This is a genomic window from Arthrobacter sp. ATA002 (assembly GCF_026898095.1).
GTDB lineage: Bacteria > Actinomycetota > Actinomycetes > Actinomycetales > Micrococcaceae > Arthrobacter_B.
This window is the reverse complement of sequence record NZ_CP114015.1, coordinates 614,450-638,147: the sequence shown is the minus strand read 5'-3', so window position 1 is coordinate 638,147 and position 23,698 is coordinate 614,450. Positions and strand designations below refer to the sequence as shown.

The 23,698-nt window shown below is 65.8% G+C and carries 14 protein-coding genes and 6 pseudogenes; 11 read left to right on the top strand and 9 right to left on the bottom strand.

Annotated features, from left to right (window positions below):
* Nucleotides 1-28 precede the first annotated feature (28 nt).
* Entirely contained in the window at nucleotides 29-265 is a 237-nt protein-coding gene (locus OL239_RS03290) for a DUF3073 domain-containing protein (protein WP_104102792.1), read from the bottom strand.
* 274 nt (nucleotides 266-539) lie between these two features.
* Between OL239_RS03290 and OL239_RS03285 the strand changes: the two genes are divergently transcribed.
* A complete protein-coding gene (locus tag OL239_RS03285; protein WP_268910722.1) occupies nucleotides 540-2,030 on the top strand; it encodes a septum formation family protein in 1,491 nt (496 codons plus the stop codon).
* 36 nt (nucleotides 2,031-2,066) lie between these two features.
* Here OL239_RS03285 and clpB read toward each other — a convergent pair.
* Both clpB and OL239_RS03275 read right to left on the bottom strand, forming a co-directional pair.
* Nucleotides 2,067-4,696 (bottom strand): annotated as a pseudogene (gene clpB / locus OL239_RS03280) (ATP-dependent chaperone ClpB).
* Between the two features lie 171 nt (nucleotides 4,697-4,867).
* Complete coding sequence (locus OL239_RS03275; protein WP_268910721.1) at nucleotides 4,868-5,476, bottom strand: SRPBCC domain-containing protein; 609 nt, start codon at nucleotides 5,474-5,476, stop codon at nucleotides 4,868-4,870.
* A 416-nt stretch (nucleotides 5,477-5,892) separates the two neighbouring features.
* On the opposite strand from OL239_RS03275, the pseudogene betT reads away from it, so the two are divergent.
* From betT to OL239_RS03255, 4 genes and pseudogenes are all read left to right on the top strand, one after another.
* A pseudogene (betT, locus tag OL239_RS03270) lies at nucleotides 5,893-8,021 on the top strand (choline BCCT transporter BetT).
* Nucleotides 7,996-9,480 carry an aldehyde dehydrogenase family protein gene (locus OL239_RS03265; RefSeq protein ID WP_268910720.1) on the top strand — a complete coding sequence of 495 codons (1,485 nt, stop codon included), beginning with the start codon at nucleotides 7,996-7,998 and terminating at the stop codon, nucleotides 9,478-9,480. The pseudogene betT and the gene OL239_RS03265 overlap by 26 nt, the downstream one beginning before the upstream one ends.
* Before the next feature lie 6 nt (nucleotides 9,481-9,486).
* Nucleotides 9,487-11,058 (top strand): GMC family oxidoreductase, encoded by a 1,572-nt coding sequence (locus tag OL239_RS03260; RefSeq protein ID WP_268910719.1) that lies wholly within the window; start codon nucleotides 9,487-9,489, stop codon nucleotides 11,056-11,058.
* A 113-nt stretch (nucleotides 11,059-11,171) separates the two neighbouring features.
* Nucleotides 11,172-13,109 (top strand): penicillin-binding transpeptidase domain-containing protein, encoded by a 1,938-nt coding sequence (locus OL239_RS03255; protein WP_268910718.1) that lies wholly within the window; start codon nucleotides 11,172-11,174, stop codon nucleotides 13,107-13,109.
* Nucleotides 13,110-13,127: 18 nt separating this feature from the next.
* On the opposite strand, the gene OL239_RS03250 is transcribed toward OL239_RS03255, so the two are convergent.
* A complete protein-coding gene (locus OL239_RS03250; RefSeq protein ID WP_268910717.1) occupies nucleotides 13,128-13,592 on the bottom strand; it encodes a YccF domain-containing protein in 465 nt (154 codons plus the stop codon).
* A gap of 92 nt (nucleotides 13,593-13,684) precedes the next feature.
* On the opposite strand from OL239_RS03250, the pseudogene OL239_RS19290 reads away from it, so the two are divergent.
* From OL239_RS19290 to OL239_RS03240, 3 genes and pseudogenes are all read left to right on the top strand, one after another.
* A pseudogene (locus OL239_RS19290) lies at nucleotides 13,685-13,885 on the top strand (pyridoxamine 5'-phosphate oxidase family protein); the annotation flags it as partial.
* 49 nt (nucleotides 13,886-13,934) lie between these two features.
* On the top strand, nucleotides 13,935-14,171 hold the full coding sequence (locus OL239_RS19285; protein WP_329609429.1) for a hypothetical protein: 237 nt from the start codon (nucleotides 13,935-13,937) through the stop codon (nucleotides 14,169-14,171).
* Between the two features lie 127 nt (nucleotides 14,172-14,298).
* Nucleotides 14,299-14,769 carry a HutD/Ves family protein gene (locus OL239_RS03240; protein WP_268910716.1) on the top strand — a complete coding sequence of 157 codons (471 nt, stop codon included), beginning with the start codon at nucleotides 14,299-14,301 and terminating at the stop codon, nucleotides 14,767-14,769.
* Nucleotides 14,770-14,868: 99 nt separating this feature from the next.
* Here OL239_RS03240 and OL239_RS03235 read toward each other — a convergent pair whose 3' ends face one another.
* A complete protein-coding gene (locus OL239_RS03235; protein ID WP_268910715.1) occupies nucleotides 14,869-16,497 on the bottom strand; it encodes a DEAD/DEAH box helicase in 1,629 nt (542 codons plus the stop codon).
* 300 nt (nucleotides 16,498-16,797) lie between these two features.
* Between OL239_RS03235 and trmB the strand changes: the two are divergent.
* From trmB to OL239_RS03220, 3 genes and pseudogenes are all read left to right on the top strand, one after another.
* A pseudogene (trmB, locus tag OL239_RS03230) lies at nucleotides 16,798-17,701 on the top strand (tRNA (guanosine(46)-N7)-methyltransferase TrmB).
* A gap of 5 nt (nucleotides 17,702-17,706) precedes the next feature.
* Nucleotides 17,707-18,789: an NYN domain-containing protein gene (locus tag OL239_RS03225; RefSeq protein ID WP_329609334.1), complete on the top strand. Its 1,083-nt coding sequence runs from the start codon at nucleotides 17,707-17,709 to the stop codon at nucleotides 18,787-18,789.
* Nucleotides 18,780-19,451, top strand: coding sequence for a class I SAM-dependent methyltransferase (locus tag OL239_RS03220; protein WP_268910714.1), 672 nt, complete (start codon nucleotides 18,780-18,782; stop codon nucleotides 19,449-19,451). The genes OL239_RS03225 and OL239_RS03220 overlap by 10 nt, the downstream gene beginning before the upstream one ends.
* Here the strand turns inward: OL239_RS03220 and OL239_RS03215 are convergent.
* The 4 genes and pseudogenes from OL239_RS03215 to dnaK form a co-directional block, all read right to left on the bottom strand.
* Nucleotides 19,448-19,960 carry a heat shock protein transcriptional repressor HspR gene (locus OL239_RS03215; protein WP_268910713.1) on the bottom strand — a complete coding sequence of 171 codons (513 nt, stop codon included), beginning with the start codon at nucleotides 19,958-19,960 and terminating at the stop codon, nucleotides 19,448-19,450. The two genes, OL239_RS03220 and OL239_RS03215, sit on opposite strands and share 4 nt — an antisense overlap.
* A gap of 84 nt (nucleotides 19,961-20,044) precedes the next feature.
* A pseudogene (locus OL239_RS03210) lies at nucleotides 20,045-21,040 on the bottom strand (DnaJ C-terminal domain-containing protein).
* Between the two features lie 119 nt (nucleotides 21,041-21,159).
* On the bottom strand, nucleotides 21,160-21,771 hold the full coding sequence (locus OL239_RS03205; RefSeq protein ID WP_268910712.1) for a nucleotide exchange factor GrpE: 612 nt from the start codon (nucleotides 21,769-21,771) through the stop codon (nucleotides 21,160-21,162).
* Between the two features lie 2 nt (nucleotides 21,772-21,773).
* A pseudogene (dnaK, locus tag OL239_RS03200) lies at nucleotides 21,774-23,655 on the bottom strand (molecular chaperone DnaK).
* Nucleotides 23,656-23,698: the final 43 nt, after the last annotated feature.

The window sequence follows — 23,698 nt, the reverse complement described above, 5'->3', positions numbered from 1 at the left end:
CAATCGGCCGACGCTTTGAAGTGCCGCTCTAGCCGGTGCGGCGGGAAGTACCTTCATCGTCGTCATCGTCGCCAAATTGATCCGCGTACTTATCTTCGTACGCCGAGTAGTCCGGCTCGGCCGGTTCCTCGGGATATCGACTCGATGGACGGCTCGTTGGTCCCGCAAGCTCACGCTGCAGTGCCGAGTAGTCCGTGGCCGGGGTAAAATACTTCATTTCCCGGGCCTGCTTGGTTGCTTTTGCCTTTTGACGGCCGCGCCCCATGGCGTGACCCCCTTTTGCGTCGATCCGGAGGTGGTCGCTCTGAGCAAGTGAGCGAGGCCCCGGAATATTTGGTCAATTTGTCGTAAGTACAGGTTACATGCTTTCAGGCGGCCTTGTGCCCCGCCCCGTCCTTTGGGGCGCCCGGAGCCGCATGTTTGACAGTACCCCCGCATACCCCTGTTCCTGCACCTCCCCGCCGAGACTGGGTAAAGTCGGGGGTAGAGACAGTTTTGGGGCCCCGGAGGGCCGCCTACAGTGAGGACTCACGTTCACCATGAGCGATAAAAAAAGCACGCAGGGCGCCGGCTCTCATCCCCCGTCGGGAGCCTCCCGGGTGTCCCCGGACGAGACAGAACCGCAGGCTGCCGCCCCGGCCGCAGCGGACTCCGGGGCAGCCTCCGGTCTGCAGGACCTTGAAGCCCACACAGAGGCTCCGGCATGGCTCTCCGGAGACGGGGACCATGACAGCAAGGTGTGGGACGGAGTGTTTGCGGCAGCGCCCGCGGAAACACCCGGTGACGGAACCGCTGGTGAACCGGAGGTAACCAATCCGGATGACCTCACCCTGGAGACGCCGTCACTGGGCAAAGCGGACATTAGTTCCGAGGCAGCCGACGCCGCATCGCTCAACGATGCAACGGCTGAAGTTCGGGAAGTGGAAGCCCAGGCCGCGGACGCCGCCGTCCTGACCGATCCGGCGGCGAACCACCCGGCCGCCGCAAAGGGCCCGGACAGCCCCGCGGCCGGTTCCGCTGCGGAGGTGGACAACGGCGAAAGGGTTCCAGACGAGGCGCTTTCAGACACAGCAGTGTCAGCTGGGGACGGTCCGGCCGTGCCGGAAGACGTCGCCCTGGAAACCCCGTCGCTGGGCAAAGCGGACATTAGTTCCGAGGCAGCCGACGCCGCATCGCTCAACGATGCAACGGCTGAAGTTCGGGAAGTGGAAGCCCAGGCCGCGGATGCCGCCGTCCTGACCGATCCGGCGGCGAACCACCCGGCCGCAGTGAACCGCACCGGGGGAATTGCAGCGGCTGCTCCCATGACCGGCACATCCTCCGAGGCCGCTGAGGAGCCCAGGGCGGCGGCCGCGGAGCCGGACAGCGCCGCTGACGCCTCCAACACGCCGGATGATGCCAACAGGGGCGCGGCAGTTTCAGGCGCAGAAAGGCCGGACGCACCGGCGTCAGACACAGCGGAGCCGGAGCTGCCGGAAGCCACGGGTGCCGCTGATCCCGGTGAGTCTCGCCGCGCCCGGCGCGCGTCTGATTCTGCCTCCGCAGCGCCGGCGGACAACGGACGCAACAAACGGCTGTTGCTCATCATGGGGATCCTGGGTGTCCTGGCCGTGCTGGTGGTGCTGTTCTTCACCGTCATCCTGGGGTCCGAGAAGGAACCGGGTGTCCTGGAAGAGGATGTCTCGCCGATCGAGCTGGAAGCCGGAGCCTGCCTGCAGGACTTCACCGGCATCAACGAGCCCACCACCGTGGTGACCTGCGAAACTCCGCACAACGCGCAGCTGGTGGCCACCGCCACCTACCCGGAGAGCGACGAGTTCCCCGGGACGGAGGACCTGTCGGCACGCGCCTCCGAGATTTGCTCCGAGGTCCGTTACTCGGACGCCCTGACCGAAGGCGGCGACTTGGATCTTCAGGAAAACAAGGTCATCCCCACCCCGGAGTCCTGGCGGGACGGCGACCGCCGCATTGACTGCTTTGTGGTGACCGGCGGCGGCCGGGAGCTGACCGAATCCCTACTTGAGCAGTAACCCGGCGCAGCTCCTGGCCGGGTTACTGCACGGCGTTTAGGCTGCTTCGACAGACAGGCCCACGGGTTCGGCCACGAGCTCATCGCCCTCCACGGCCATGCTGCCCTCCGGGCGGTCCACCAGGACGGTGTCGCCGTCGTTGATTTTGCCGGCCAGGATTCCGCGGGCAAGCTTGTCCCCGATCTCGCGCTGCACGAGCCGGCGCAGCGGCCGGGCGCCGTAGGCCGGGTCATAGCCGGTGAGGGCCAGCCACTCCCGTGCGGAGTCGGTGACGTCCAGCGTGAGTCTGCGCTCATGAAGTCGGGCGGCTAGCGCCCGCACCTGGATGTCCACAATCCTGGACAGGTCATCCAGGCTGAGCGGGTCGAACAGGATGACGTCGTCGAGCCGGTTCAGGAATTCCGGCTTGAAGTTGGCGTTGACCATCCCCATGACCGAGTCCCGTTTCTGGTCCTCCGTGAGCCCCGGATCCACCAGGAACTGCGAGCCCAGGTTCGAGGTCAGGATGAGGATGACGTTGCGGAAGTCCACGGTGCGTCCCTGGCCGTCGGTGAGGCGGCCGTCGTCGAGCACCTGGAGCAGGATGTCGAAGATCTCCGGATGCGCCTTCTCCACCTCGTCCAGCAGAATGACCGAGTACGGCCGGCGGCGGACGGCTTCGGTCAGCTGGCCGCCCTCCTCATAGCCGACATAGCCGGGAGGGGCACCGACGAGCCGGGACACCGAGTGCTTTTCCGAGTACTCACTCATGTCGATGCGGACCATGGCCCGCTCGTCATCGAAGAGGAACTCCGCCAGGGCCTTGGCCAGCTCGGTCTTACCCACGCCGGTGGGGCCCAGGAAGAGGAAGGAACCGGTGGGGCGGTCCGGATCACTGACACCGGCACGGGACCGGCGGACCGCGTCCGAGACGGCGTTTACGGCCTTGGTCTGCCCGATCAGGCGGGAGCCAAGGTTCTCTTCCATGGTGAGCAGCTTCTGCGACTCCCCTGGAGCATCCGTCCGGCCGGAACTCCGGTCCAGGCGGACACCACCTCGGCGATGTCGTCGGCGGTGACTTCCTCGGAGACCATGAGTTCGCGTGTTTCCTCGCCGAAGTTGCTTTCCTCGGCCTGCTGGGCGGCATCCAGCTCCTTCTGCAGGGCCGGTATCTCCCCGTACAGGATCCGGGAGGCCTCGGTAAGGTCGCCGTCGCGCTGGAATTTCTCCGCTTCGGAGCGCAGCTCGTCAATCTGCGCCTTGAGATCGCCAACCCGGTTCAATCCGGCTTTTTCCGCTTCCCAGCGTGCGTTCAGCCCCGCCAGCTGCTCCTTCTTGTTAGCCATGTCTTCGCGCAGCACTTCCAGCCGCTCCAGGGAAGCCGAGTCTGTTTCATTGGCCAGCGCCAGCTCTTCCATGGTCAGCCGGTCCACGGCGCGGCGGAGCTCGTCGATTTCCTCCGGCGCGGAGTCGATTTCCATGCGCAGCCGGGAGGCCGCTTCATCCACCAGGTCGATGGCCTTATCCGGCAGCTGACGGCCCGTGATGTAGCGGTTGGACAGGGTGGCCGCAGCGACCAGGGCGGAGTCGGCGATCGCCACCTTGTGGTGCGCTTCGTAGCGCTCGCTTGAACCGCGCAGAATGCCGATGGTGTCCGGAACGCTGGGCTCGCCGACATACACCTGCTGGAAACGGCGCTCCAGCGCGGCGTCCTTCTCCACGTTTTCGCGGTATTCGTCCAGCGTGGTGGCGCCGATCAGGCGCAGCTCGCCGCGGGCCAGCATGGGCTTGAGCATGTTGCCGGCATCCATGGATCCCTCGGCCGCACCGGCGCCGACGACGGTGTGCAGCTCGTCGATGAACGTGACAATCTGCCCCTCGGCACTCTGAATCTCCTCCAGCACGGCCTTGAAGCGTTCTTCGAACTCACCGCGGTACTTGGCTCCGGCAACCATCGACCCCAGATCCAGGGACAGCAGCGTTTTGCCGTTCAGACTTTCCGGCACATCCCCGGCCACGATTCGCTGGGCGAGCCCCTCGACGACGGCGGTCTTGCCCACGCCCGGCTCCCCGATCAGGACCGGGTTGTTCTTGGTGCGCCGGCTCAGTACCTGAATGACACGGCGGATTTCGGAGTCCCGGCCAATCACGGGATCGAGCTTGCCGCTGCGGGCCATTTCGGTGAGGTCGGTGCTGAACTTCTCCAGAGCCTGGAAGGTGTTCTCGGGGTCGGCGTTCGTCACTTTTCGGTCTCCTCGTACGGATGGAAGGGCTGTCCGCAGGACGTCATGGCCGGCGCCGTTGTCCCGGAGGGACTTGCCGGCCGTGCCGCTGTCGAGCGACAGCCCCAACAGGAGGTGCTCGGTGGAGACATAGGCATCGCCAAGCTGTTCCGCTTCCTGCTGGGCTGCCGTGATGACCTGGAGCATGGAACGGGAAAACTGCGGCTGCGCCACGGACGACCCCGACGATGAGGGCAGGGAATGGATCGCCGTGCTGGCGGCGGCGCTGACAGTGTCCGGGTTGGCCCCCGCAGCCTTGAGGAGGGCCACGGCCACACCCTGGCGCTGGTCCATCAGTGCCTTCAACAGGTGGGCGGGTTCAATCTGCGGGTTCCCCGCAGTGGTGGCGTTCATCGCTGCGGCCTGCAGCGCCTCCTGGCTCTTGTTGGTGAATTTGGTGTCCACTACAGGCTCCTTCCAAACAACTTCCCGGCTTCCCGGAACGGCGGCATTTCGTCCTTATCCGCCCCGACGCAACAAACTTGAGTGTAATTCGCTCAACTTGTGATGTAAAGTTATCCACAGGTTTCGGGGGCCTTGTGGCGCTCGTTTAATCCGGATAGGGCCGGGGCGGCATCAGGACGGCCCGGGCGCCGCCTCGTGCTCGTGGTCCCAGTCGGATTTCGCCTTTACCCACTCGGCATTCCGGGCCTGGTACAGGTCCAGCTGCTCCCCCTCGAATGACCTCCAGCCAATGAGCCCGGCCGGCTCCCCGGGGTTTTCCCCGTTGAGGAAATCCGTGAGGCTGTCGAGGAAAAACTCCCACCCCGGACCTGCCGCCCACTCGCCGGAGACGGCATCGATCAGCACGAACCCCTTGCGGACGGAAGCGTATTTCAGGTCGATGCGGGTGCGGAAATCTTCAGCGGTCATATGCACCTCCAACTCGGCGGAGTGCCCTCCGGGACGCTGCACCGAGAGGGTCAGCAGCCGCGGCGGATCACAGCGGAGGATGCCGCCGCGCGTGCCGTCGGGCAATTCGTACGTGCCCCCGAGCCTCAAGTCACCCTCCGGCCGACCAATGTAGAGTTCCAGGCGGGCGGGGTCCGTTATGGCCGCCCACACTTCAGTTATGGGGTGCGGGATGGTCCGCGAGATCATCATCATGAGAGCGTGGCCGGCCTGAATCTGGCGGCGGCCGAAGGAACGCTCGGTCTGCGCGGGCACGGATTTCGCTTCGGACATGGTTTCCACTCCTCTGTAGAACAACCGGCTACCAATTCCGGGTCCTCCAGCGGCCGTCGACGCCGATTGGCCGTCAGCAGGATCAGTGGAAGCGAGTTGTGGTCAAGGCCACACGCGGCCTCTTTTTCAAACCGTAGCAGGGAAAACCAGCGGTGGACAGGGTTCCGGGGCAGAGCCGCGGCAGGCTTTCGCCCCTGCCGCAGACCCCCTTCATGTGATGCAGTTCAAAGGAATCGAGAGGGCGGCGGACGCTTTGATATGTTCGAAAAAGCCTCCCGGGAGCCGTATTTCACTACGGCTCTCCGTAAGTCCTGCCGCAGAGCGGCGGCAGTCCGGTGCGTCGCCGGGGGCTCTAATCGACGTCCCGGGCTGCCGGAGCGCCTTATAACTCCACAGCAACCCGAAGGAATGACCCCATGAGCAAACCTGCGGAACCGAAGGCAGCGGAGTCCGCTGTTCCGCGGACCCGAGTCAACAAAACGGTCTTCATAGGTTCGGCAGCCGGAATCCTCGCCATTGCCCTGTGGGCCATGCTGGCCAAGGACAATGCCGAGTCGGTCATCGGTTCCATGGTCGGCTGGGTTTCGGTCAACATGGGCTGGTACTACTTCCTCGTGGTCAGCCTGGTCGTGGTTTTCGTACTGGCCACCGCATTGACGCGCGTGGGCAGGACAAGCTCGGACCGGACCATTCCAAGCCGCAGTTCGGCCTGTTCACCTGGGCGGCCATGCTGTTCGCCGCGGGCATCGGCATCGACCTGATGTTCTTCTCGGTCTCCGAGCCTGTCACCCAGTACCTTGCTCCCCCCAGCGGAGACGGAGCCACCGCCGAAGCCGCACGCCAGGCGCTGGTGCTGACCCTGTTCCACTACGGCATCACGGGCTGGGCCCTTTACGCCCTGATGGGTCTCGCCCTGGGCTACTTCGCGTACCGGCACAACCTGCCCCTGAGCATCCGCTCCGCCCTGTACCCCATCTTCGGCAAAAAGATTGACGGACCGCTGGGACACGGCGTGGATATTGCCGCCCTGCTCGGCACCATCTTCGGCATTGCCACGTCCCTGGGCATCGGTGTCGTCCAGCTGAACTACGGGCTGAGCTTCATGTTTGGCCTTCCCGAAAACCTGACCGTACAGATTGCCCTGATTGCGCTGTCCGTGGTGATGGCCACCGTGTCCGTCGTCTCCGGCGTCGAAAAGGGCATCCGCCGGCTGTCCGAACTTAACGTCATCCTCGCCGTCTGCCTGATGCTGTTTGTGCTCATTGCAGGCAAAACCAACTTCCTGCTCGACGGGATTGTCCAGAACATCGGCGACGTCCTCAGCCGCTTCCCGTCGATGACCATGGACACGATGGCCTATGACCGCCCGGATGAATGGCTCAGCTCCTGGACCCTGTTCTTCTGGGCATGGTGGATTGCCTGGGCGCCGTTTGTCGGCCTGTTCCTGGCCCGGATTTCCCGCGGCCGCACCATCCGCCAGTTCGTCCTGGGCACCATGGTTGTACCGTTTGCCTTCATCCTGCTGTGGATCTCCATCTTCGGGAATTCCGCCCTGGAACTGGTCATCGGCGGTAACGCGGCATTCGGGGAAGTTGCCATGAACCAGCCCGAGCGTGCCTTCTACGGGCTCCTCGAACAATATCCCTGGGCTCCGGCCACTGCTGCCATCGCCACCTTCACGGGGCTGCTGTTCTACGTGACCTCCGCTGACTCCGGTGCACTGGTGATGGCCAACTTCACCTCCCACCTGAAGAATGCGGATTCCGACGGCCCCAAGTGGCTGCGCGTCTTCTGGGCCCTGGTCACCGGCCTGCTCACCCTGGCCATGCTGATGGTCGGCGGCGTGACAACCCTGCAGAACGCGACCATCATCATGGGCCTGCCGCTGTCCATCCTGCTGCTGTTCATCATGCTGGGGGTCTACAAGGCCCTGCGGGTGGAAAACTCACTGACCGACAGCTACCGCGCGTCGCTGCCGAACATTATCGCCGGCCGCAGTCTGGACATGCGCAGCGGCCGGAGCTGGCGCCAGCGGCTTTCGAGGGTAATGAGCTACCCCGGCCCACGGCAGGCCGAGCGCTTCGTACAGTCCGTCGCCAGGCCCGCGCTGCAGGAAGTCCACGACGAACTCAAGGAGCGCGGCGCCGACGTCGTGCTCTGCGAAGGCGAAGTGGCACCGCACGGCATCCACCACCTGGATCTGCAGGTGGGCATGGCCGAGGAGCGCGGCTTCAAATACCAGATCTACCCCGTGCAGTACGACACCCCGTCCTATGCTCACAACGCATCGGCGGACAGCAAGTACTTCCGCATGGAGGTGTTCTCCCTTGAGGGCAGCCACGGCTATGACCTCAAGGGCTACACGAAGGAACAGGTCATCACCGATGTCCTGGACCACTATGAAACCCACCTGGAGTTCCTGCACCTCAACCGGGAGGTGCCGGGCAATACCTCCATCGCGGAGGACCAGGTTCCGAAAGACAACTGGGAAGCTGACTTTGTCAGCGAGGAGGACGAGCATGACAACGGCCACTTTGTTCATTGACGGAGCGTGGGTTCCCGCGTCCGACGGCGGCACCCGGGAGATCCGCAACCCTGCGGACGGAGAGTTCGTCGCCACGGTTTCCGAAGCAACCCGCGAGGACACCGAAAAAGCCATTGCCGCGGCCAAGGCCGCCTGGGCGCGTGGGGAATGGTCCTCCGTGCCCGCTCCGGAGCGCGGGGACTTCCTGCTGAAGGTCGCCGCCCGGCTGCGCGAGCGGAAGGATGAATTCGCCCGTGCGGAGACGCTGGACACCGGCAAGCGCCTGGTGGAAAGCGACATCGACATGGACGACATCGCCGCCTGCTTCAGCTACTTCGGCAAGATCGCCGCATCGAACGCCGGCCGGATGGTGGACGCCGGCAACAACGACGTCGTCAGCCGGATCGAATACGAGCCGGTGGGTGTCTGCGGGCTGATCGCCCCGTGGAACTATCCGCTGCTGCAGGCGGCCTGGAAGATCGCGCCCGCACTGGCAGCCGGCTGCACCTTCATCCTCAAGCCCTCCGAGCTGACCCCGCACACCGCCATCCTGATGATGCAGGTGCTCGAAGAACTCGGCCTGCCCCGCGGCGTCGCCAACCTGGTGCTCGGTGCCGGGCCCGTAGCCGGTGCACCGCTGTCCGAATCCCCCGACGTGGATCTGGTCTCCTTCACCGGCGGCGTGGCCACCGGCAAGGTCATTGCCGCCTCCGCGGCCAAGACCGTGAAGAAGGTCGCCCTCGAGCTGGGCGGCAAGAACCCCAACGTCATTTTCGCCGACGCCGACTTCGACGCCGCGCTGGATAACGCCCTGAACGCCGCCTTCGTCCACTCCGGCCAGGTCTGCTCCGCCGGCGCCCGGCTGCTCGTCGAGGAACCGATCGCCGAGCGGTTCGTGGACGAACTGGTGCGCCGCGCGAAAATGATCCGGATGGGCGGCCCCTTCGATGAGAAAGCGGAAACCGGGCCGCTGATCTCCGCCGCGCACCGCGACAAGGTCACCGCCTACGTCAACAAGGCCGTGGAGGAAGGCGCCCGCATCCGCTGCGGCGGCACCTGGGGCACGGGGGAGCTGGAAAAGGGCTTCTACTACGCCCCCACCGTGCTGGACAACGTTCGCCGCGGCGGGTCCTCGCTGATGGACGAGGCGTTCGGTCCCGTGGTCACCGTGGAAACGTTCAGCGGCGAGGACGAGGCCGTGGAGCTGGCCAATGACACCGACTACGGGCTGGCCGGGGCCGTCTGGACGCAGGACGCCGGCAAGAGCCAGCGCGTTGCCCGCCGGATGCGCGCCGGGACCGTGTGGATCAACGACTTCCACCCGTACCTGCCGCAGGCCGAATGGGGCGGCTACGGCCAGTCCGGCATCGGCCGTGAACTGGGCCCGACGGGACTGGGTGAATACCAGGAAGCCAAGCACATTTACCAGAACATCAACCCCCAGGTGACCGGCTGGTTCACCGACCATGGAAAGGGCTAGGACCTTATGGCTGAGAAGACGGAATTCGACTACATCGTTGTTGGCGGCGGGTCCGCCGGAGCGGCTGCAGCGGCCCGCCTGAGCGAAGATCCCGGCGTCGAGGTGGCACTGGTCGAGGCCGGCCCCGATGACCGCGGGGTCGATGAGATCCTGCAGCTGGACCGGTGGATGGAGCTCCTGGAATCCGGCTACGACTGGGATTACCAGATTGAACCCCAGGAAAACGGCAACTCCTTTATGCGCCAGGCCCGGGCCAAGGTGATGGGCGGGTGCTCCAGCCACAACTCCTGCATTGCCTTCTGGGCTCCCCGCGAAGACATCGACGAGTGGGAAACCAAGTTCGGCGCCGAGGGCTGGAACGCCACGATGGCCTGGGAGCTGTACCGCAAGCTGGAGACCAACGAGGACGCCGGCCCGGATGCGCCGCATCACGGCGATTCAGGCCCCGTGCACCTGATGAACATCCCCGCCAACGATCCCTGCGGCGTCGCCCTGCTGGACGCCTGCGAGCAGTCCGGCATCCCGCGGGTTAAGTTCAACACCGGGGAAACCGTGATTAACGGTGCGAACTTCTTCCAGATTAACCGGCGTGCCGACGGAACCCGTTCCTCTTCCTCCGTCTCCTATATCCACCCGATCATGGAGCGGAAGAACTTCACCCTGCTCACCGGGTACCTCGCCAGGGAACTGACATTTGACGACGCGAACCGCTGCACCGGCGTCGACGTCGTCGACAACCCGTTTGGACGCGCCAAGCACCTGGGCGTCCGCCGGGAGGTCATTCTCTCCGCCGGAGCCATCGATTCCCCGAAGCTGCTGATGCTCTCCGGCATCGGCCCGAAGGAACACCTCGAAGAGCGCGGGGTGGCGGTTCGGGTGGATTCCCCCGGCGTGGGCGAGAACCTGCAGGACCACCCGGAAGGCGTGATCCAGTGGGAGGCGAAGAAACCGATGTCCGAAACCTCCACCCAGTGGTGGGAGATCGGCATCTTCACTCCCACCGAAGACGGGCTGGACCGCCCCGACCTGATGTTCCACTACGGGGCGGTGCCGTTTGACATGCACACCCTGCGCCACGGCTACCCCACCACGGAGAACGGTTTCTGCCTGACACCGAACGTCACCCATGCCCGTTCCCGCGGCACCGTGCGGCTGCGGAGCCGGGACTTCCGGGACAAGCCGATGGTGGATCCGCGCTACTTCACCGACCCGCACGACTTGCGGGTCATGGTCTACGGAATCCGGAAGGCCCGGGAGATTGTCTCACAGCCTGCCATGGCGGAGTGGGTAGGCGAGGAACTCTACCCGGGCAAGGACGTGCAGACGGACGAGCAGATCACCGAGTACATCAAGAAGACGCACAACACCGTCTACCACCCGGCCGGAACCGTGCGGATGGGTGCCGCCGATGATCCGATGGCACCCCTGGATCCGCAGCTGCGGGTCAAGGGCGTCACCGGGCTGCGGGTGGCCGACGCCTCGGTCATGCCGGAGCTGGTCACGGTCAACCCGAACATCACCACCATGATGATCGGTGAACGCTGCGCGCAGCTGGTGAAGGCGGCCCGAACGGTCTAGCACTCCCCCGCGGTACGCACACCCCGCAGCAGGAGGGCGGCCGGATTTATCCGGCCGCCCTCCTGTGTGTCATGTGACCTTCACCCCGTGCCGACACGGGTTACCCTGTCCGGATGGGGAAAAACCGCACACTCACATCCGTTCTGGCTGTTTCGGCGCTGACGCTGACGCTGATGTCCTGTTCCAGTGACAAGCCCTCGCCCGACGACGCCGCGGCAGTGCTGGCGGAAGGCCTCAGCAGCGCTGATGTGTCGGCGTCCTCCTTCACCGCGGGTACGCCGGCCCAGGTGAACACCGAGCTGGAGACGCTGCTGGCAGGCATGGGCCCGGTCCGTCCCGCGGTCACCGTGGCCGGGATCGATGAAGATGCAGAGAACGACGGCGCCGCCGCCGCCCGCCTGTCCTACGCCTGGGACGTGAACATGGACTCGGCTCCGGACTGGTCCTACGAAAGCACCGCCCAACTGCGCCGCGGCGACGATGACGCCTGGCAGGTCCAGTGGGCTCCGTCCGTGCTCTTCGAGCCCCTTGCCGATGGCGACCGCCTGGTCCGCACCACATCTCCGGGGCTGCGGGGCGAGATTTTGGACCGTAACGGCCAGCCCCTGATGAGCTCCCGGCCCGTGCTGCGCATCGGGATCAACAAGCCCGACGTTCCGGCGGAGCAGCAGGCGGCCTCCGCCACGGCGCTGGCCGAACTCGCAGGTTTGGATCCGGCAGGGTACGCGGCCCAGGTGGAGGCGTCCGGTCCTGAGGCCTTTGTCGAAGCGATCGTGCAGCGCCAGGAAGCGGACGGTCCGGTAACTCCCGAAGCCCTCGCCGGCATCCCGGGCGCACTGTCACTTCCTGATTCGCGGGTGCTGGCGCCCACCAGGACCTTTGCCCGTGCCCTGCTCGGCACGGTGGGCGAGGCTACCGCAGAGCTGATTGAAGGGTCCGGCGGACGGCTTTCCGCCGGGGACCAGACCGGGCTCTCCGGGTTGCAGCAGCAATACGATGAGCAGTTGCAGGGCGCACCCGGCGTGGCAGTCACCCTCGAAAACACGTCAGGCAGCAACATCGTCTTCAGCACCAACTCCAGTGACGGCACGCCCCTTCAGACGTCCCTCGATCCCCGGCTGCAGACCCTCGCTGAAGGGATCCTGGAAGACGAGCCGTCGGCGTCGGCCATCGTCGCCGTCCAGCCGTCCACCGGGGACGTCCTCACGGTGGCGAACGGGCCCGGCAGCGAGGGCCAGCAGACCGCCCTCCTGGGCCAGTACCCGCCGGGATCCACCTTCAAGATCGCCACCTCGCTCGCGCTGCTGCGGCAGGGAAGCACTCCGGACAGCGTTCTTTCCTGCCCGGCCGAGCTGACCGTCGACGGGCGGAAGTTCAACAATGCCGGCACCTACCCGGCAGCCTTCGTGGGAGACATCCCGCTCCGCGACGCCTTTGCCCAGTCCTGCAACACGGCCTTCATCAGCACCCGCGACGCCGTTTCCCAAGAGGCGCTGGCCGCTGCTGCCGCGGACCTGGGCATCGCAGTGGAACAGCCCATCGGCACTCCGGGGTTCTTCGGTTCCGTTCCGGAAACCGCCGAAGGCACCAACCACGCCGCCTCCCTGATTGGCCAGGGCGAGGTCTTGGCCTCGCCGCTGGCTATGGCCGTAGCTGCCGCATCCGTAGGGAAGGGTGAGCGCGTCACCCCTGTCCTCGTCAGCGCGGATCCCGCCGCCGGGGAGGAACCGACGTCGTCCGCCGCGGCGGAACCTGCGGAAACCACCGGCGCCGGCTCGCTCACTGCAGCCGAAGCCGCGTCGCTGCGCGAACTGATGCGCGGAGTCGTGACCGACGGCGGAGCCGCCATGCTTCTGGAAGTCCCGGGGGAACCGGTGCTGGCGAAAACCGGAACTGCCGAGTTCGGCAGCGAAACCCCGCCGCGGACCCATGCCTGGGTGGTCGCGCTGCAGGGAGACCTGGCCGTGGCCGTGTTTGTGGCCGAGGGCGAACTCGGTTCCACGTCCGGCGGACCGCTGATGCAGGCCTTTTTGGACGGTGCCGCCGGTTAGCCAGCCGGCCGGGGACAGCTAGCCGCGGTACTGCCCGTAACCCGGTGCCGAGCCGTAGGGCCCGGTCCCGTAGGGAACTGCGGTGCCGTACGGGGTGATGCCGCGACGGCCGGTCGGGACAATGACCTTGCCCAGCGGCATCAGGGAGATCGGCACCATCTTCAGGTTCGCGATCCCGAGCGGAATACCGATGATGCTGATGAACATGGGAATGGCGGTCAGGATGTGCCCCACCGCAATCCACACGCCGGCCACCACCAGCCAAATCACGTTGCCCGCCGTGGACAGCAGTCCCGGTGTTCCGCCGCGGTCCACCACAGTCCTGCCGAACGGCCAAAAGGCGTAGGCGGCGATCCGGAAGGAAGCAATGCCGAACGGAATGGTCACGATCAGCAGGCAGCATACGATGCCGGCCAGTACATAGCCCAGTGCCAGCCAGATGCCGCCGAACAGAAGCCAGATGACGTTCAGGATGAGGTTCATCGTCTCATTGTGATGCACCGCGCTCCGCGGCACCATAACCGGGGGCACCGCGCATTTCCGGCGAAGGACGCAGCTGCAACTAGACTGGGGGCATGTCGCCTATCAATGATGATGCCGGAACACCTGCCGAAAAACCCGCCGAGCTGACGATCAACCAATGCTGGGACTACATCCGCAAAGCGGCGGTCGGCCGCCTGGCCGTGGTGGCCGGCCGGCATCCGGAGATTTTCCCGATTAACTTTGTCGTGGACCGGGGGTCGGTGGTCTTCCGGACCGCCGAAGGCACCAAGCTCCGGGCAGCCGTCGACGGCGGGCCCGTGGCTTTCGAAGTGGACGGCTACGATGACCACCTCCAGGATGGCCTGGAGCGTTGTCCTGAAGGGCTCGGCTGTCCGGCTCGACTCCATCGAAGAGGTCCTGGCCTCGGAGGATCTTCCCCTCTTCCCGTGGCAGAGCGGCGAAAAGAACCACTTTATGCGGATTGAGCCGGCAGAGACGAGCGGACGCAGTTTCCGGATCAACGGCGCTGCACGCCGCCACTACCTGCGCGGCACCAAGCCGCAGCCTTCCGTCGAGTAAGAGAACATTTATCGTGTTCACAGAGTAAGGACACCGTGGCCAGCACAGCGAATGCCGCTTCCCCATCATCCGGTTCCCGGACCTGCCCTCCGTTCCCTGGGGAAAGGCCAGTGGCCGGGTCAAGGAGATGGCGTCGGGAACGGGATGGCGCCTCAGCATTGCTTCGATCGACAAGCCCGGCGCTTTCACCCGGCATCCGGGCATGGACCGAATTACGGTTCCGGTGGAAGGGGAGCTGCTGGTCCTGACGGTGGACGGCGCCGAACACGGCATGGAAAGGTTCCGCCCCTTCCGCTATTCGGGGGATGTTCCTGCCGAAGCCGCTCTGCCCACCGGGCCGGTAACCGTGCTGAACACGTTCGCGGACCGCAACACCACCGGCGCTGCCGTGATAGTGGCCGAACTGTCCAAGAAGAATCCGCAGGCCCTCGGGCCCGGCCAGTTCCTGGTGCTGCTGCACGGCAGCGCCACGGTCACTGCTGCCGGCGGTTCCGCGACAGCACTCGGCCTGCTCGACACCGTAGCCGGCGGCGAGGAACGTCCGGCGGTGCTGGGACGCGGCTTCGCCGCCGTCGTGTCCTTCTACGATTTGGACTAGCCCGGACCATACCACCACCGGAACACAACAGCGAAATGCCGGAAAGGCGCCTGCCTTCCAGGGGAAGCAGGCGCCTTTCCGGCGTTTCAGAGCTGAATGCTAGCGGGAACGGCGCTCGTTCGAAGCCGGAGCCGTAGCCCGGCGGGGACCGGCGCCGCGTGCCGGACGGCCGGCACCCGAAGGCGCCTGTGAACGCGATCCGGCAGCCGGACGGCCGCCGCCCGCGGGAGCGACATCCCCGGCCCGCTGCCCGGTGGCCGGACGGCGGTTGCGGCCCGCAGCGGTGGACGCAGCAGCTGCGCCGCGGCGCCCGTCCTGCGACCGCTGGCCACGGGGAGCATCAGGCATGAAATCGTTGCGGTCACTGCGGTCGCTGCGTTCCGTGCGCTCAGCCGAGACCCGTCCGCGGCCACCGGATCCGCCCCGGCCGCCGGCACGGGGCGCGGTGGTGGAACGGGCGGCGCGCTTGCGCTGGGCGTTGGCGCCGGTGGAGCGGCCGCCGCCCTGCTGGGGCGACTTCGCGGCAAGCTGGGCGGCGCGCACATGCGGCTCCACAGCAGCGGCGCGGTCGCCGATCAGCTTGGCGATGGACGGAGAATTGTGCGAAACCTTCTCGATCGACACGTCCACGCCGGCGGCCTTCATCAGCTTGGACACTTCGCTCTTCTGCTCCGGCAGGGTCAGCGTGACGACGGTTCCGCTGGAACCGGCGCGCGCGGTGCGGCCCGAGCGGTGCAGGTACGCCTTGTGTTCCGTGGGCGGGTCGATGTGGACCACCAGCTCGACGTCGTCCACGTGCACGCCGCGGGCTGCGACGTCGGTGGCCACGAGCACGCGCACGTCACCGGAGGAGAACTCCGCCAGGTTGCGGTCGCGGGCGTTCTGCGACAGGTTGCCGTGCAGGTCAACGGTGGGGATGCCGCTGTCCGTGAGGAACTTAGCCATCTTGCGGGCGTGGTGCTTGGTGCGCATGAACATGATGCGGCGGCCGGAGCCGGAGGCCAGTTCCTTGACGAGCAGCTTCTTCGCCGTCTGGTCCTGGACCAGCAGGACGTGGTGGTCCATGGTGGACACCGCTGCCTGCGGCTCATCAACGGAGTGCGTCAGCGGGTTGGACAGGTAGCGGCGGACGAGCTTGTCCACGCCGTTGTCCAGCGTTGCCGAGAACAGCATGCGCTGTCCCTTTTCGGGGGTGCGGTCCAGCAGCCGCTGGACCACCGGCAGGAATCCAAGATCCGCCATGTGGTCGGCTTCATCGAGCACAGTGATTTCAATGGATTCCAGGCTGATGACCTTCTGCTTCATGAGGTCTTCAAGCCGGCCGGGGCAGGCAATGACAATATCGACGCCGGCCTTGAGTGCCTTTTCCTGGCGCTGCTGGGACACGCCGCCGTAAATAACGGTGGTGGTCAGGCCCAGTTCCTTGGCGAGCGGCTCGATCACATTGTTGATCTGGGTGGCCAGTTCGCGGGTGGGTGCCAGGACCAGGCCCAGCGGACGGTTGGGCCTGCGGCGGTAAGCCGCTTCGGCCTCGGCCAGCCGGGCAACCAGGGGAATCGAGAAAGCAAGGGTCTTGCCGGAGCCGGTGCGGCCACGGCCGAGCACATCGCGGCCCTTGAGGGTATCGGGGAGTGTTTCAACCTGAATCGGGAATGCTTCGTCAATTCCGGAAGCGGAGAGGGAGGAAACGAGGACCTTGGGTACGCCAAGGGCAGCAAAAGTAGTCATTAAAAGACAGGCAACTTTCGGTAAGTGGCCCCCAAAACCGTATGGCGCCGGGGGTTCGCCGAAGAAAAGTCAGACAGTGTCCAGTGGCTCGGCCGCAAAGGCCGGCGGGACAAAAGAAAGCGTTCATCGACGCAGGTTGTGCTGCTTACACACGCGGCTTTGAGGCGCGGCAGACACAACAACTTCATCCAGTTTACCGGTTTGCCCCCAGTTTCCTAATCGGCGGGCCCGCCGGGACCGTCCGGGCAGCGGCGGGCGGCTGCAAACCGGCCGCCGTCCCAGCCGATAGCATTAACAGTGATGACTACTGAACCAGCCCTGCCCGACACCGGCTCCCTGAACGCTGCGGACCCCGAGGTTCCGGAACCCGCCGCCCCGGAGCACGGGACTGAAACCGGCGAAACCGGCGATCCCCGGCATTTCCGTTCACCGGTGTCGTTTGTCCGCCGCGGCTCCCGCCTTCAGGGGCGCCGCCAGCAGGCCTGGGATGAGCTGTCCGACCGGTTCGTCATCGACGTTCCCCGCGCCGAAGCGGACACGTCAGTTGACCCGGAGTACGTGTTCGACGCCACCGCCGAGTTTGGGCGCACCGCTCCCCTGGTGGTGGAAATCGGTTCCGGCCTTGGTGAAGCCGTCACCCACGCCGCAGAGCAGAATCCCGGGAAGAACTACCTCGCCGTGGAGGTCTACCTTCCCGGCCTCGCCCAGACCCTGCAGCGCATCGGCCAGAAGGAACTCACCAACGTCCGGGTGGTCCAGGCGAACGCCCCCGAGGTCCTGACCACCATGCTTCCGGCGGGTTCCGTGGACGAGGTCTGGGTCTTCTTTCCCGACCCCTGGCACAAAACCCGCCACCACAAGCGCCGCATGGTCAAGGACGAATTCGCCGGGCTGGTGGACCGGGTTCTGCTACCCGGCGGCATCTGGCGCCTCGCCACCGACTGGTCCGACTACGCGGTGCAGATGCGCGAGGTCCTGGACGCATCCGGCTCATTCGTGAACCTGCACGACGGCGAGCGCGCCGGCGAGGACAGCCCCTACCCGGGTGAACCGGGAAGGCCTGGAAAAGAAGGCGCCGGTGGACGACGTCGATACCCGGGGCGGCTGGGCCCCACGCTTTGACGGCCGCATCCTGACCAGCTTTGAGAACAAAGCCCACCAGGCCGGCCGCCTGATCTTTGACCTGACCTACCGCAAGGCCTGATTTCCATGACTGAACCCAACGACGCACGCGTCGGCCTCTACATCGACTTCGACAACATTGTTATCTCGCGTTACCAGCAGCTGCACGGACGCAATGCCTTCCAGCGGGACGGCATCCGCAACTTCGACAAGTTCAACCGTGACGCGGACCCCGGGGTCGCGGCCAAACTGACCGCAGCAACCGTCGACTTCAACGCCATCATCGACTTCGCCGCGTCCTTTGGCACGCTGGTGGTCAACCGCGCGTACGCCGACTGGTCTGTTCCGGTGAACGCCAGTTACCAGCGCCAGCTGATGTCCCGGGCGGTGGACCTCACCCAGCTGTTCACCACCACGACCCGCGGCACCAAGAACGGCGCCGACATCCGGCTCGCCGTCGACGTCGTCGAAGACCTCTTCCGGCTGCCCGACCTCACCCACGTCATCATCGTGGCCGGCGATTCCGATTACATCGCCCTGGCGCAGAAGTCGAAGCGGCTCGGCCGCTTTGTCGTGGGCATCGGCGTTGCCGGGTCCACCAGCACCTCGCTGGCGGCCGCGTGTGACGAGTTCGAGGACTACGACTCGCTGCCCGGCGTCGTGAAGGCCGGCGAAGCGGCTCCGGCACCCGCCGAGGGGAAGGCCGGCGCAGCGGCTGTGCAGGACCAGGCGCCGGACACGGCACGGAAGCTGACCGTGGTTCCGATGTTCTCCCACACCGGGGATGATGTCCGGTTCGAGGAACCGGACACTGCCGAAGACATTGATCCCCGCACCCTCGCCACCGAGCTCCTGGTGCGGGCGCTGAAGATCGGCCATGCCAAGGGCGACGCCGACGAGTGGCTCAACACGGGAACCGTGAAGAACCAGATGCGCCGCATGGACCCCTCTTTAATGAAAAGCCTCTCGGTTTCCGTTCCTTCACCGACTTCCTGTCCTCGCACGGGGATTTGGTGGAGCTGGACGAGGACGGCCCGCAGCGGCTCATCCGGCTGCGTCCGGACGCAGATTCCCCGCTCTAGGGTCCGCTGCGCTTGCCCCGGTTGCCGCTTCAGCAAAAGAACTTGGCGGCACAGCGCCGGCCGCGGCATGCTTTTTCCATGGAGATAAATGACGGCGCCCGCGGTGATGCGCAGCAGTCCCCCGCCCACGCTCTGCAGGCGACGGACGAACCCGGGAACTTTTGGGACCGGCGCTACGCGGAGATGGCAAGCCTGTGGAGCGGGCAGCCCAACGGCACGCTGGTGCAGGAGGTCACAGAGGTGAAGCCGGGGCGGGTCCTGGACGTGGGCTGCGGCGAGGGCGCCGACGCCCTGTGGCTGGCGGAAAAGGGCTGGAACGTCACGGCGCTGGATGTTTCCCGGGTGGCGCTTGCCCGGGCCGCCCGCGAGGCCGGGACGCGCGGACTTCGGGTGACGTGGCTGCATTCGGGCCTGGTCGAAGCGGCGCTGCCGGACGGATCCTTTGACCTGGTGTCGGCACAGTACCCTGCCCTGCTGCGCACGCCGGAGAACCTCGCGGAACGCGCGCTTCTGGACGCGGTGGCTCCCGGCGGCCTGCTCCTGGCCGTGCACCACCCGCTGCCGACCGCGGACGTCGCCCGGGCCCGCGGTATTGATCTGGCCGAATATGTGGGGCTGGCGGAAATCCGTGCACTTCTCGACGGGAACTGGCGGATTGAGGTTGACGAGGTCCGCCCCCGGCATGTTGCCGCCGGCGCCGGCGCGCACCACACCGAAGACGTCGTCCTGAAAGCCCGCCGCCTGCGCTAGAGGGACGGGACGTAGCCGCCGTCGGCATAGTCGACGGGTTCCTGCTTCCCGGCGGGCAGGGCACGCAGCTTGCCCCGCCGCTGGACCAGCGAAGCCAGGCTCAGCTGGCTGGCAAAGGGGCGCGACGCCGGCGGGCGCTGGCCGCGGGTCAGGGTGACCACGTCGCCGGCGAGGCCGGCCGCGAAGACCCTGCTCCGGTCGGGATTGCGCTGCTGCATCGATTCCAGTTCCTCGGAAAGTTCCTGGACCCGGGCACGCAGCCCGGACACCTGGTTTTCCAGCTGCATGATGCGTTTGATGCCCTCCAGGGACACGCCCTCCTGGGAGAGCCGCTGGACTTCGCGGAGCATGTCGATGTCATGCTGCGAATAGCGCCGTGACCTGCCCGGAGCGCGGCTGGGGCAGACGATGCCCAGCCGGTCGTACTGCCGCAGGGTCTGCGGATGCATGTCCGCCAGCTCTGCGGCAACGGAGATCACAAAGATAGGCGCATTGACATCGATGCCCATTGTTCCTCCTTGACAGCAGTTGAAGTAGTAACGATAACCCGGTTCAGCTCCCGGAGCACGGGAAACCGAACCGGGCCTGCGCTGCTAGAGCCGGGCCCTGGACACCAGTCCGGCCCGCGGATCTTCACCCTTGGTGGCATCGGCGAAGGCCTCGACCGCTGCCCGGGCTTCCTTATTCAGATGCGAGGGGACGGCGACGTCGATGGTGACCAGGAGATCTCCGTCCGCCTTTGACGTGTGGACGCCCCGGCCCTTGACCCGCAGCGTTCGGCCGGACGGAGTTCCCGCCGGCACCTTGAGCTTGACCTTATCCCCGGTCAGGGTGGGCACCTCGATGGTGGCGCCGAGCGCCGCCTCCGGGAAGCTCACCGGGACATGGATGCGGATGTTGTTGCCGTCGCGCACAAAAGTCGTGCGGGGTCACGTTTACGGTAACCATCAGGTCGCCGTTGCCCGCAGCCCCGGGCTGGCCCTTGCCGCGGACCCGGATTTTCTGGCCGTCCTTAACCCCTGCCGGCACCCGCACCTCCACGACTTCACCGTTGGGTTCACGCAGGCCGATAACCGTTCCGTTAATCGAGCCGGCGAAGGAAATTGTGGTGCTGGCTGTCCGGTCCGCACCCTTGCGGCGGAGCCGAACCGAACCCGCCGCCGCCAAATCCGCCGCCGCCAAAGAGGTCGGCGAACTCGGGCGGAATGTTGCTCCCGCCGGTGGTGCTGTAGGTGGTGCGGCGGCCGCCCCGGGACGGGCTCCTGGCCAAAGAGACCGCCAAACAGGTCCTCGAAACCAGGGCCGCCGCCGGGACCGGCACCGCCAGGGCCGCCGGCGGAGAAGCGCGCGCCGCTGCCCATGGCACGGATTGCGTCATACTGCTGGCGTTCTTCGGCGTCGGAAAGCACTGAATAGGCCTCGGACAGGTCCTTGAACATCCGCTCGGCCGACGGATCGCTCTGGTTCTGGTCCGGATGGTACTTGCGCGCCAGTTTCCGATACGCCTTCTTGATATCGGCTTCCGACGCGTCCTTGGGGACACCCAGAATCTTATAAAAATCCTTATCGACCCAATCCTGACTAGCCAATTGGAGTCCCCTTCCATAAATTACTGCTCCTGCCCGCAACCTTCGCGCGATGACGGGCCGGACGTGCACTGCCGAAGAAAAAGGGTGCCCGGGGCCGTGACGGTCCCGGGCACCCGCTGCTACTGCTCCGGAACGGAGACGATAACCTGTGCCGCCCGCAGCACCCTGTCGTTGGCCCGGTAACCGGCCCGCAGGATCTGCGTCACTGTGTCCGACTGGACATCGGGGCTCTGCTGCTGGATCAACGCTTCGTGGATGTTCGGATCAAACTCGACACCGACCTCGTCAATCTTTGCCAGACCGTACGTCTTCAGCGTGTTTTCCAGCTTGTTGGCGATCGAGGCAAACGGCCCGTCCGCCAAGTCGCCGTGCTGGCGCGCCGCGTCAATGTCGTCCAGGACCGGCATCAGGGTGTTCAGCACACCGATGACAGCCATTTCCCGTGCAACGTCGCGGTCGCGTTCCACGCGCCGACGGTAGTTGACGTACTCGGCCTGCAGCCGCAGCAGGTCATTGCGCAGCTCCGCGGCTTCCGGCGATCCCGCTTCCTGGGGCTGCGCCGGGACATCGGCGCTGTTCAGGATCTGCTCGGCCTGGGCCAGGGCGTCACCCTCCGCACCGGTGTCCGCGGAGCCGGCCCCCTCGGGCGCCGGAGCTTCCGCCGGCTGCCCGGCTGCGTCCTGCTCGTCGGGGTTGGGCTTCTCGTTGGGGTTTTCGTTCCCTGCCGTCATGATTACTTCTTGTCTTCGTCGTCAACAACCTCGGCGTCAACGATGTCTTCGTCGCCCGCGGAGGAGGAGTCGGAAGCACCGGCACCGCCCGCAGCACCGGCTCCGCCTGCAGCGCCTGCGCCGTCAGACTGGGCGGAGGCGTAAATGGCTTCGCCCAGCTTGGTCTGCGAGGTCTGCAGCTTCTCGAACGCCGACTTCACTTCGTCGTCGTTCTCGGTGCCTTCCAGCGCCTTCTTCAGGGCGTCGACATCGCCCTTGACCTCCGTCTTGACGTCTTCGGGCAGCTTGTCGTCGTTGTCCGTGAGGAGCTTGTCCACGGAGTAGGCCAGCTGCTCGGCGGAGTTGCGGACGTCGGCTGCCTCGCGGCGCTTCTTGTCCTCCGCTGCGTGCTCTTCGGCTTCACGGACCATGCGGTCGATGTCTTCCTTGGAGAGCGAGGATCCGCCGGTGATCGTCATGGACTGCTCGGCGCCGGTGCCCTTGTCCTTGGCGGACACGTGCACAATGCCGTTGGCGTCAATGTCGAAGGTGACCTCGACCTGCGGGACGCCGCGCGGAGCCGGAGCGATACCGGTCAGCTCGAAGGTGCCCAGCGGCTTGTTGTCACGGGTGAATTCGCGCTCACCCTGGAAGACCTGGATGGCCACGGACGGCTGGTTGTCATCCGCCGTGGTGAAGGTTTCGCTGCGCTTGGTCGGGATGGCCGTGTTGCGCTCGATCAGCTTGGTCATCACGCCGCCCTTGGTCTCGATGCCCAGGGACAGCGGGGTAACGTCGATCAGCAGAACGTCCTTGCGCTCGCCCTTCAGCACACCGGCCTGCAGGGCTGCGCCGACGGCGACGACCTCATCCGGGTTCACGCCCTTGTTCGGCTCCTGGCCGCCGGCCAGTTCCTTCACGAGTTCGGTGACGGCGGGCATACGGGTGGAGCCGCCGACGAGGATGATGTGGTCAATGTCGGAGACCTTGATGCCGGCTTCGGAGATGACGTCCTTGAACGGCTTCTTGGTGCGGTCCAGCAGGTCCTTGGTCAGGTCCTGGAACTTGGCCCGGGAGAGGTGCTCGTCCAGGTGCACCGGCCCTTCGGGGGTGACCGAGAGGTACTGCAGGGAGATGTTGGTGGAGGTCGCGGAGGACAGTTCCTTCTTGGCCTGCTCGGCGGCTTCCTTCAGGCGCTGCAGGGCGATCTTGTCCTTGGACAGGTCCGCACCCTTGGCTTTGGCCTGCTGCAGCAGGTAATCCACGACGCGCTGGTCCCAGTCGTCGCCGCCGAGGCGGTTGTCACCGGCGGTGGCGCGGACCTGGATGGTGGAGAAGTCGTCTTCGTCCTTGCCGACTTCGAGCAGGGAAACGTCGAACGTTCCGCCGCCGAGGTCGAAGACCAGGATGAGTTCGTCTTCCTTGCCCTTGTCCAGGCCATAGGCCAGTGCAGCGGCGGTGGGCTCGTTGACGATGCGCAGCACGTTTGAGGCCGGCAATCTCACCGGCTTCCTTGGTGGCCTGGCGCTCGGCGTCGTTGAAGTACGCGGGAACGGTGATCACGGCGTCCGTGACATTCTCGCCCAGGTAGGACTCGGCGTCGGACTTCAGCTTCTGCAGGATGCGGGCGGAAATTTCCTGGGCGGTGTAGTTCTTGCCGTCAATGTCCACCTTCCAGTCCGTACCCATGTGGCGCTTCACGGAGGAAATGGTGCGGTCAATGTTGTTCACGGCCTGGCGCTTGGCGATTTCGCCGACCAGGATTTCGCCGGATTTCGCGAAAGCGACTACCGACGGCGTAGTGCGGCCGCCTTCGGCGTTGGCGATTACGGTGGGCTCGCCACCTTCGAGAACGGAGACAACCGAATTGGTGGTTCCAAGGTCAATACCTACTGCACGTGACATGTTTGCTTCCTCTTTCCGTGGAAAACGACGCCGCCGGGAGGAA